The 9,567-nt window shown below is 72.1% G+C and carries 11 protein-coding genes; 3 read left to right on the top strand and 8 right to left on the bottom strand.

All coding sequences use genetic code 11. The features are described from left to right. Positions 1-71: 71 nt before the first annotated feature. The gene (locus tag AB0K18_RS33500) at positions 72-608 is read left to right on the top strand and encodes a cysteine dioxygenase family protein (protein ID WP_364922436.1); all 537 of its coding nucleotides are present in this window, start codon (positions 72-74) and stop codon (positions 606-608) included. Here AB0K18_RS33500 and AB0K18_RS33505 read toward each other — a convergent pair. Next, positions 605-1,960 carry a dipeptidase gene (locus tag AB0K18_RS33505; protein ID WP_364922439.1) on the bottom strand — a complete coding sequence of 452 codons (1,356 nt, stop codon included), beginning with the start codon at positions 1,958-1,960 and terminating at the stop codon, positions 605-607. The two genes, AB0K18_RS33500 and AB0K18_RS33505, sit on opposite strands and share 4 nt — an antisense overlap. A gap of 275 nt (positions 1,961-2,235) precedes the next feature. On the opposite strand from AB0K18_RS33505, the gene AB0K18_RS33510 reads away from it, so the two are divergent. Beyond that, positions 2,236-3,618: an aspartate aminotransferase family protein gene (locus tag AB0K18_RS33510; protein ID WP_364922442.1), complete on the top strand. Its 1,383-nt coding sequence runs from the start codon at positions 2,236-2,238 to the stop codon at positions 3,616-3,618. Positions 3,619-3,670: 52 nt separating this feature from the next. After that, entirely contained in the window at positions 3,671-4,780 is a 1,110-nt protein-coding gene (ald, locus tag AB0K18_RS33515; RefSeq protein WP_364922445.1) for an alanine dehydrogenase, read from the top strand. Position 4,781: 1 nt separating this feature from the next. On the opposite strand, the gene AB0K18_RS33520 is transcribed toward ald, so the two are convergent. The 7 genes from AB0K18_RS33520 to AB0K18_RS33550 form a co-directional block, all read right to left on the bottom strand. After that, a complete protein-coding gene (locus AB0K18_RS33520) occupies positions 4,782-6,140 on the bottom strand; it encodes a sel1 repeat family protein (protein ID WP_364922449.1) in 1,359 nt (452 codons plus the stop codon). Positions 6,141-6,212: 72 nt separating this feature from the next. Next, positions 6,213-7,217, bottom strand: a complete 1,005-nt coding sequence (locus AB0K18_RS33525) for a sulfite exporter TauE/SafE family protein (protein ID WP_364922467.1) — start codon at positions 7,215-7,217, stop codon at positions 6,213-6,215. Continuing rightward, positions 7,160-7,360 (bottom strand): hypothetical protein, encoded by a 201-nt coding sequence (locus AB0K18_RS33530; protein WP_345396828.1) that lies wholly within the window; start codon positions 7,358-7,360, stop codon positions 7,160-7,162. The genes AB0K18_RS33525 and AB0K18_RS33530 overlap by 58 nt, the downstream gene beginning before the upstream one ends. Positions 7,361-7,450: 90 nt before the next feature. Further along, a complete protein-coding gene (locus AB0K18_RS33535; RefSeq protein ID WP_364922452.1) occupies positions 7,451-7,750 on the bottom strand; it encodes an SHOCT domain-containing protein in 300 nt (99 codons plus the stop codon). 144 nt (positions 7,751-7,894) lie between these two features. Further along, a complete protein-coding gene (locus AB0K18_RS33540) occupies positions 7,895-8,650 on the bottom strand; it encodes a class I SAM-dependent methyltransferase (RefSeq protein WP_364922455.1) in 756 nt (251 codons plus the stop codon). Between the two features lie 103 nt (positions 8,651-8,753). Then, on the bottom strand, positions 8,754-9,209 hold the full coding sequence (locus AB0K18_RS33545) for a Clp protease N-terminal domain-containing protein (protein ID WP_364922458.1): 456 nt from the start codon (positions 9,207-9,209) through the stop codon (positions 8,754-8,756). Positions 9,210-9,219: 10 nt separating this feature from the next. Then, entirely contained in the window at positions 9,220-9,375 is a 156-nt protein-coding gene (locus tag AB0K18_RS33550) for a helix-turn-helix domain-containing protein (protein WP_091081925.1), read from the bottom strand. Between the last annotated feature and the right edge of the window lie 192 nt (positions 9,376-9,567).

A 9,567-nucleotide genomic window follows, 5' to 3' on the forward strand; every position in this document is an offset into this window, starting at 1 on the left:
TTGGACCTATCAGTCGAGGTGAGGGACCGTGGAAGGGAAGGCAGCGGACGGACCTCGGCAGGGGGTTCACCATGAAGACCGCCACCATCACCAGACCAGGCGCCAGACCCGGACTGGACGTCCTCGTGACGGGCGTGTCGCGCATCGTCGCCCGCGACCTCGGCGCAAGACCGACCGCCTTCGCGGTCGCCGACCTGCTCCGCGACCACCTGCCCGGCCTCGACGTGCTCACGCCGCACGAACGCGAGGGCTCGCCCGGCGGCTACGTCTCGCACGTCCTGCACGCCGAGGACCGCTTCTCGATCTGCGGCATCGTCTGGCGCCCCGGCCAGGACACCCCGGTGCACGACCACGTGTCGTGGTGCACGTTCGGCATCCTGAGCGGCATCGAGTACGAGATCCTCTACCGCGACATGGGCGACCATCTGATCGAGATCGGCCGGGCCGCGAACCACCCGGGCGAGGTCAGCGGGTTCGCCCCGCCCGGCGACATCCACAGGGTGTGCAACACCAGCGACGAGGTGGGGGTGTCGCTGCACGTGTACGGGGCGGACGTGGCCAGGCTGGGCAGCAGCGTCCGCCGCGTGTACGACCTACCGGTGCGTTAGACCCCGAGCGCGGACGGCAGGCTCAGCTCGTGCAGGAACAACGCCTCCGTCGTGGCGACCCGGCGCAGCTCCTCCAGGTCGACCCGCTCGTTGGGCGCGTGGATGGCGGCCTCCTCGTCCTCCGCGCCGAACAGCAGGATCTCGGCCGCGGGGAACTGCTTGAGCAGCGTGCTGACCAGCGGGATCGAGCCGCCGGCGCCGACGTCCCTGGGCGGGCGGCCGAAGGCGCGCTCCATGGCGCGGTTGAGCGCCGAGCGGGCCTTGCCGCCGGAGTCGGCCTGGAAGCCGGCGCCCACGGTGTGGTCGCCGAACGACACCTGCACGCCCCACGGCGCCACCTGGCGCAGGAAGTCGGCCACGGCGTCGATCGCGGTCTTGGGGTCGCTCGCCGGAGGCACGCGGACGGTCACCCTGGCCCGCGCGACGGGCTGGACGGCGTTGATGGCGCCGGAGACGGTCGGCACGTCGAGGCCGGTGACGGTGATCGCGTACGACGACCAGAGCCGGTCGGCCAGCGACCCCGAGCCCACGAGCGAGACGCCGTCGAGCACCCCGGCCGTCCTCCTGAACTCCTCCTCCGACGGCCCCTGCCCGAGGAACGACCCGCGGGGCAGGCCGGGCACGCGCACGTCGCCGTTCTCGTCGTGCAGCGCGGTCAGCATGCGCATGAGGGCGGCCAGCGCGTCGGGCGCGGCGCCGCCGAAGGAGCCGCTGTGCACGGGCTCGCGCAGCGTGCGCACCTCGATGGTGAACGCGGCCATGCCGCGCAGCGAGGTGGTGACCGCCGGATCGGCGACGCGCGGGTTGCCGGTGTCGGCGACCACGATGGTGTCGGCGCGCAGCAGCTCGGGGTTGCGCTCGACGAACGCCTCAAGCCGGTCGCCGGCGTACTCCTCCTGGCCTTCGATGATCACCTTGATGCCGACGGGGAAGTTCCCCTGGAAGGCGCGCAGGGCCGTGACGTGGGAGATGACGCCTGACTTGTCGTCGGCGGTGCCGCGGCCGTAGAGGCGGCCGTCGATCAGCGTCGGCTCGAACGGCGGCGTGCGCCACGCGGCGGGGTCACCGGCGGGCTGCACGTCGTAGTGGGCGTACAGCAGCACGGTCGGCATGCCGGGCGGCGCGGGGGCCTCGCCGTAGACGGCCGGGAAGCTGCCTTCGACGGGCACCTGCTGCACGCGCGGCAGCCCGGTGGAGCGCAGCAGCTCCTCCGTCATCTTGGCGGCGGCGAACACCGGCTCTTGCGGGTGCCCGGGGAAGGCCACGGAGGGAATGGCGGCCAGCCGCCTGAGCTCCTCGACGGCCTGTGGCATCGCGGCGGAGACAGCGTTCTCGATCTGTTCAGGAGTCACGGGACGGTCCCCCGGGGGTCGTTCTCAACAGTCGCGCCCGTCACCGGGCGCTCACGGCAGTTTCGGTCTCATTGGACCACAACCGGTCCTGTCCTGCGGAAACAGGACAGGTCGCGGTTCTGGCCCGCGGGCTAATCTACCTGCGGATTTCGTCGTGGTTACATATGGGTTCTGCGGATCCCGATTTTCTTGCATATTGCTGCGACCGATTCGCTTGGCAACTCCGCAGGTGAACGTGCAGACTGTGGGAAGTTCAGACACGAGGGAAGATAACCATGACGCAGCCGGAACTCGACGTCCTGAAAGCCGCGCAGGACAACCTGTGGTTGCACTTCACCCGACACAGCGCCTACGAGCAGTCCGAGATCCCCACCATCGTGCGCGGTGAGGGGTCCTACGTCTACGACATCCACGGCAAGCGCTACCTCGACGGTCTGGCGGGGCTCTTCGTCGTCCAGGTGGGTCACGGTCGGCAGGAGCTGGCCGAGGCCGCCGCCAAGCAGGCACAGGAGCTGGCGTTCTTCCCGCTCTGGTCCTACGCCCACCCCAAGGCGGCCGAGCTTGCCCAGCGGCTGGCCGCCCACACCCCCGGCGAGCTCAACCGCGTCTTCTTCACCACCGGCGGCGGCGAGGCGGTCGAGACCGCGTGGAAGCTCGCCAAGCAGTACTACAAGCTCGTCGGCAAGCCGCTCAAGCACAAGGTCATCAGCCGGCAGATCGCCTACCACGGCACCCCGCAGGGCGCGCTGTCGATCACCGGCATCCCGGCGTTCAAGCAGATGTTCGAGCCGCTCGTGCCGGGCTCGGTCAGGGTGCCCAACACCAACCACTACCGCGCCGACGAGATCACCGGCGTCCCCGGCATGACCCCCGAGCAGTACGGCCGGTGGGCCGCCGACCGGGTGGCCCGCGCCATCGAGATGGAGGGCCCCGACACGGTGGCCGCCGTCTTCGCCGAGCCCGTCCAGAACGCCGGCGGCTGCTTCCCGCCCCCTCCCGGCTACTTCCAGCGGCTGCGCGAGATCTGCGACGAGTACGACGTGCTGCTCGTCTCCGACGAGGTCATCTGCGCCTTCGGCCGCCTCGGCACCATGTTCGGCGGCGAGAAGTTCGACTACGTGCCCGACATCATCACCTGCGCCAAGGGCATGACCAGCGGCTATTCCCCGATCGGCGCCATGATCGCGCACGAGCGGCTGTTCGAGCCGTTCAAGGACGGCGACACCATGTTCGCCCACGGCTACACCTTCGGCGGCCACCCCGTCTCCGCCGCCGTCGCGCTGGCCAACCTCGACATCTTCGAGCGCGAAGACCTGCTCGGCCACGTCACCGCCAACGAGCCCCGCTTCCGCCAGACCCTCGACGACCTGCGCGACCTGCCGATCGTCGGCGACGTGCGCGGCTCCGGCTACTTCTGGGGCATCGAGCTGGTCAAGGACAAGGCGACGAAGGAGACGTTCGACGCCGAGGAGTCCGAGCGGCTGCTGCGCGGCTTCCTGTCGAAGGCGTTGTTCGACGCCGGCCTCTACTGCCGGGCCGACGACCGCGGCGACCCGGTCATCCAGCTCGCGCCGCCACTGATCGCCGGGCAGAAGGAGTTCGACGAGATCGGCGAGATCCTGCGCGGCGTGCTCACGGAGGCGTGGGCACGACTATGACACCCTTCCATCCGGTACGACGACGTGCCGGTTCCCGAAAGGAACCACCGCAATGAAGATCGGCGTCCCAGCCGAGGTCAAAAACCACGAATACCGTGTCGCCGCCACTCCGGCGGGTGTGCACGAGCTGGTGCGCAAGGGGCACGACGTCTCCGTACAGCGGGGCGCCGGCCTGGGTTCGCAGATCACCGACGAGGAGTATCTGGCCGCGGGCGCCAAGATCATCGACTCCGCCGACGCCGTGTGGGCCGAGTCCGACATGGTGCTCAAGGTGAAGGAGCCCATCGCCGAGGAGTACCACCGGCTGCGCGAGGGGCTGGTGCTGTTCACCTACCTCCACCTCGCCGCCTCCAAGCCGTGCACCGACGCGCTGCTCGAGGCCCGCACGACCGGCATCGCGTACGAGACCGTGCAGGTGGGCAACGCCCTGCCGCTGCTCGCCCCGATGTCCGAGGTCGCCGGGCGGCTGGCGCCGCAGGTGGGGGCGTACAACCTGATGCGCTTCAACGGCGGCAGGGGCATCCTGCCGGGCGGCGTGCCCGGCGTCGCGCCCGCGAAGGTGGTCGTCATCGGCGGCGGCGTCTCGGGCCTGAACGCCGCACAGATCGCCGTAGGCATGGGCGCCGACGTCACCGTGCTCGACACCAACATCGACCGGCTGCGCCAGATCGACGCCATCTACCAGGGCCGGCTCAAGACCGTCGTGTCCACCTCGTACGCGATCGAGCAGGAGGTCCTGCGGGCCGACCTCGTCATCGGCGCGGTGCTCATCCCCGGCGCCAAGGCCCCCACGCTGGTCTCCAACGACCTCGTCTCCCGGATGAAGCCGGGCTCCGTGCTCGTGGACATCGCCATCGACCAGGGCGGCTGCTTCGAGGACTCCCGGCCCACCACGCACGCCGAGCCCACCTACAAGGTGCACGAGTCGGTCTTCTACTGCGTGGCCAACATGCCCGGCTCGGTGGCCAACACCTCGACATACGCGCTGACCAACGCGACTCTCCCGTACGCGGTCAAGCTGGCCGACCTGGGCTGGCGCGACGCGCTCAAGAGCGACGCGGGGCTCGCGGGCGGGCTCAACACCCACGGCGGGCGGCTCACGAACGAGCCGGTCGCGCAGGCGCTCGGCCTGCCGTACACGCCGGTCTCCGAGGTTCTCTAGGTCAGCGGACCCCGAGGCGGCGGCGCAAATCGCGGGCCGTGGTCAGGACGTGCTGCAGCTCGCCCTGACCCGGCCACGGTGAGCTGCCGGGACGCAGCAGCGTGCCGCGCACCGACGCCAGGTGCTCCACCGCGCTGAGATGCACGCCGCTGCGCGCCACCAGCCAGGCCACCACGTCGGAGTGGTCGTGCAGCGGCCGGGTGACGACGTCCCACGTGCTCAGCACCTCGGCCAGGTCGGCCACGGCCGGCGGCTCGCCGCCGCAGCGCCCGATCGCCGCCGCGGCCAGCTCGGCCCTGGCCGTCAGCTCGGGCTCGGCCGGTCGCGCCCACGCGGGCGGCGGCGGGTCCGAAAGCCACGCCTGCGCCTCGCCGTGCTCGCCCGCCACCGACAGCAGGCCGCCCAGCTCGACGGCGGCCTCGTGATGCCCCGCCTGCGCGGCCTGGCGGAACCAGTGGCGCCCGCCCACCAGGTCGCCGAACTCGGCGATCAGCAGCAGCCCGTAGTTGTAGGCGGCCTCGGCGTCGCCGCCCGCCGCCGCCCGGCCGAACCAGTGGCTGGCCGCCGCCGTGTCGCCCAGCTCCACGCAGACGAACCCGGCCATCCGCTGGTCGCACGCCCGCCCGGCGGCCGCCGCCTGCTCGAACCAGCCCCGCGCCGTGCGCAGGTCGCCCCGCGACAGCGCCACCCCGCCCAGGCGCGAGGCCGCGCCGGGATGCTCGCTGCGCGCGGCCAGCCGGTAGTACGCCTCGGCGCCCTCGGGGTCGCGGCTCGCGTCGAGATAGAGACCCAGGCAGTACGCCGACTCGGCGTGGCCGCCCCTGGCCGCGTACTCCCACCAGTGCAGGGTCTCGGCGTCGTCGCCCGCGCAGTAGGCCAGGAACCCCAGGTCGTGGGCCGAGGCCACGTCGCCGTCGGCCGCCGCCCTGCGATGCCACGCGCGGGCCGCGCCCAGCTCGCCCGTCTCCTCGCACATCAGCGCGAGCCGCCGGGCCGCCGCCCGGGACCCGGCCGTCGCCGCGCTCTCGAACCACACCCTCGCCGCCCCCGGGTCGCCGCGCTGCTCCAGCAGCAGGGTCGCGAGGTGCGTCGCCGCCTCGGCGTCGCCGGTGCTGGCCGCCGCCTCGTACCAGGTGACGGCCTCCTCCAGGCTGCCGTGCTTCTCGTGCCAGATGCCCAGGTTGTACGCGCTGTCGACGTTGCCGCCCGCGGCCGCCCGCTCCCACCAGTGCTTGGCCGCCGCCCGCTCGCCGTGCTGGGCGTAGAGCTTGCCCAGCCGGTGCGCGGCGCGGGCGTCACCCGCCCGTGCGGCGGCCAGCAACTCGGGCTCGTCTCCTGCGCGCGGCGCTGGTACCGCCACCTCTCCTCGCCAGGCCATGGCGACAGACTGGCACGTGATCAGCCGATCGCGAACCGTAATCGCCCTAAGGCTTCACGAGAAGTTGATGAAGCCCGCGTACATGCCCATCCCGCAGACGTACCGCAGGGTGCCCGGGGGCTGGGGCGGCAGGCGTACGGTGGCGGGCAGCGCCACGTCGCGTCCCTCGATGACGACGGTGCCGGTGCAGCCCTGGTCGAGCACCTTGAAGACCACCTCGACGGGGGCGTTCGCCCGGGCGTCGACCATGGCGGGGCGGTAGCCCTCGCGGGTCGCCCACACGGTCACCGACGTGGGCCTGCTGCCCTGCGAGGTGGCCTGGGCGGGGGTGGGGGCGGCCAGCCAGCCGCCGAGGTTGACGCCGGTCCCCGCCGTCCACAGGCCGGCGGCGATCGCCACCACCCCGGCCAGCCTGGCCAGGCGGGTCCTGGAGACGCGCCGCAGGACGTACCCGAGGAGCGCGAACGCCGGCGCGGTGCCCGCCACGAACCCCGCCATGACCGCCGCACCCGCGAGCGGCGAGCCGCTGGTGATCGCGACCATCTCCATGCCGAGCGTGACCCCGCAGGGCACGAGGACGGTGACCGCCCCCAGCAGCGACGCGCGCCGCCCGGAGGCGGGACGGGGCTCAGCGCCGGCGGGCTCACATTCGCCACAAGCCGCGGGCACCGCGTCTGACGGCGAGGTCGCGCAGGGCGGGCGGTCGCGTCGGATCAGGCGGACGGCGAAGGCGATGACCGTGAGGCCGGCCGCGACGAGCAGCACCGCTCGGGCCTGCGGCGGCAGGCTGACGGCCGAGCCGAGCAGCCCGAGCAGCGCCCCCGCCGCCGTGTGCGAGGCAAGACGCCCCGCGAGGAACCAGCCGACCAGCGCGGGATCACGCCCGCGGCGCCCGTCGGCGAGCCCGATGAGCAGCCCGCCCTGCGCCGCCGTACAGGTCGCGGTGCCCGCGAGCAGACCGGCGGCCGCCCCGCCGGCCAGCAGGGTCAGGACCTGCGCGCTCAGGGTACGAGCGCCAGGCTGTCCAGAGACCCGCTCTTGGCGGCTTCCACGATCGATTCGAACTGGTCGAGGCTCATCTCCACGCGCTGCCCGAAGTCGTCGACGATGACCACCTGGCGTTCCTCGGGCGCCGTGTGATCGACGAACAGTTCGGGGCAGCCGCAGCTGCACTGGCCGCAGAACTTGGCGATGGACCGCATTCTTGTCCCCACTTCCGATGAAGGCGTATACGAAACGTAACGCGACGCCATGAATGCGACCAGTGACAGTTGTTTGCCTCCAAGTGACGTTTATGCAGCTCCGCCGCGGAGCACGGACATCTTCTCGAAGTACTCGTCGTCCGTCATCTCCCCGCGGGCGTACCTCTCGGCGAGGATCCGCTCCGCGGTGGCGGTCGGCTCGGTGGGCGCGCCCGGGGTCGCGCCCGGGGTCGCGGCGGCCGCGCGCCTGGGCCCCCACCAGCCCTTGCGGAACCCCGTGACGGCTAGCGCGATGACCGCCACCCACAGCAGCCCCCAGGCGAGGGGGAAGATCGGCCAGAAACCCGCGGCGGGACCCCAATGAGGTGCCGACATGACGATGGTGTGCATGTTCTCCTCCTTCGAACGCTGTGACTCAAGGGTCCTGCGCAGGAGGCCGCGGCGAATCGCACGCCGGGCTCTGTCGCGACTGCGCCCGGGGGAGTGTTCAGGCCGCGGTCGCGTACGACGCCGGGGGTAGGCCGGGGGAGCGCCTCAGCCGATCGGTTTGCGGGCGTCGATGAGGAAGCGGGCCGAGTGGGCCACGAACGGCCCCTGCGACTCGATCAGCTCGTGCAGCTCGCGCAGCCGGTCGTGGTAGCGCTCGACGGAGAAGCCGGGCACGATCCAGATCACCTTGCGCAGGAAGTAGATCACCGCCCCGACGTCGCGGAACTCCATGCGGAGCCGTTCGGAACGCAGGTCGACGACCTCCAGCCCGGCCGCCTCGGCCGCCGCTTCGGCCGCGCCGACGTCGCGGGTGTGGGAGCGCTGCGGGCCGAGGAAGAACTCGGTCAGCTCGCCGGCGGTGCGCGGGCCGATCTGCTGGGAGAAGTACGCGCCGCCGGGCCGGAGCACGCGGGCGATCTCCGTCCACCACGTCTGCACGGGGTGGCGGCTGACGACCAGGTCGAAGACGGCGTCGGCGAACGGCAGGCGCGGCTCGTCGTCGTCGGCCACCACCCACGCGCCGCGCGGGCGCAGCCGGGCGGCGGCCAGCTTGAGGTTGGGCGGCCACGACTCGGTGGCCACGGTCACCGGCGGCAGGGTGGCTACGCCGGCCAGCACCTCGCCGCCGCCGGTCTGCACGTCGAGCACGCTCCTGACCGTGGCCATGCGCTCGCCGAGCAGCTGCGAGTAGCCCCAGGACGGCCGTTCTTCGCTGGCCCTGCCGTCGAGCCAGGAGAAGTCCCACCCGGCCACGGAGACGGATCCGGCTTCCTGCACCAAGTCGTCAAAGCTGCGCCCCATCCCTCGACCTTCTCAACGCCCCGGCCCCCGCTCAACCGAATATCTCCTCCCGCGCCGGCGGCGATCGCCGGAGGAGGTCAGGTCGCGGGGCCGCGCGGGGTCGTCAGGTGAGCTTGGCGCGGAGGGCGGGGCGGTCCAGGGCCAGGTGGTCGATGAGGTGCGCCACCGGGTCGGGGTGGCGCTGGTCGAGCAGGGCGAGCGCCAGGTGGCGGGGCATCTCCGCGTTCCTGGCCTTCGCGCTCGTGGCCTTGACGGCCTGGTTGAGCGCGGCGCGGGCGCTCGACGTGAGCGCCGTGCCGGGGACGGCCGGGTGCTTGCGCGGCGTCGCGGGCAGGTCGCCGACCTCCAGGCCGAGCATCCGCAGCGCCACCCGGTCGAGCTCGTCGAGCGCGGCGCGGGCGGCGGCGAGATCGACGCCGAGCGCCCGCGCGGACTGCTCGTGGTGGAGCAGGCCGAGCAGCAGGTGCTCGGTGCCGAGCCGCCGGTCGCCGCGCAGCCGCGCCTCCTCGAACGCGGCCTTGACGATGACCGTCACCGCGCCTTTCTGCTTGCCGAACATCGTCAGCTCCTCACTTGCCGTATTTGGCGTGCACGGACTGCCGCGACATGCCGAGCGCGTCGCCGATCTGCTCCCAGGTCCAGCCCTGCTCCCTGGCCAAGGCCACGGACACCGCCTCCACCTGCTCGGCCAGCCGGTGCAGCGCCCCGACCGCGCGCAGCCCCATGGCCGGGTCATTGGCCCTGATCCGCTCGGACAGCTCTCTAACGTCCACGCTGTCAGGCTAGATTGACAGCTGGAGATCTGTCAATCTAGCCTGACAAGCATGTTGCGTCCTGGAAGCTGGTCCAGGCCTGCGGGTGAAAGTCCCGTCCGGGTAAGCATCGGAGCGCCCGGTAGCAGGCCCCGGTTCGTCGTG

The sequence above is a fragment of the Nonomuraea sp. NPDC049421 genome, assembly GCF_040677005.1.
Taxonomy (GTDB): Bacteria; Actinomycetota; Actinomycetes; order Streptosporangiales; family Streptosporangiaceae; genus Nonomuraea; species Nonomuraea salmonea.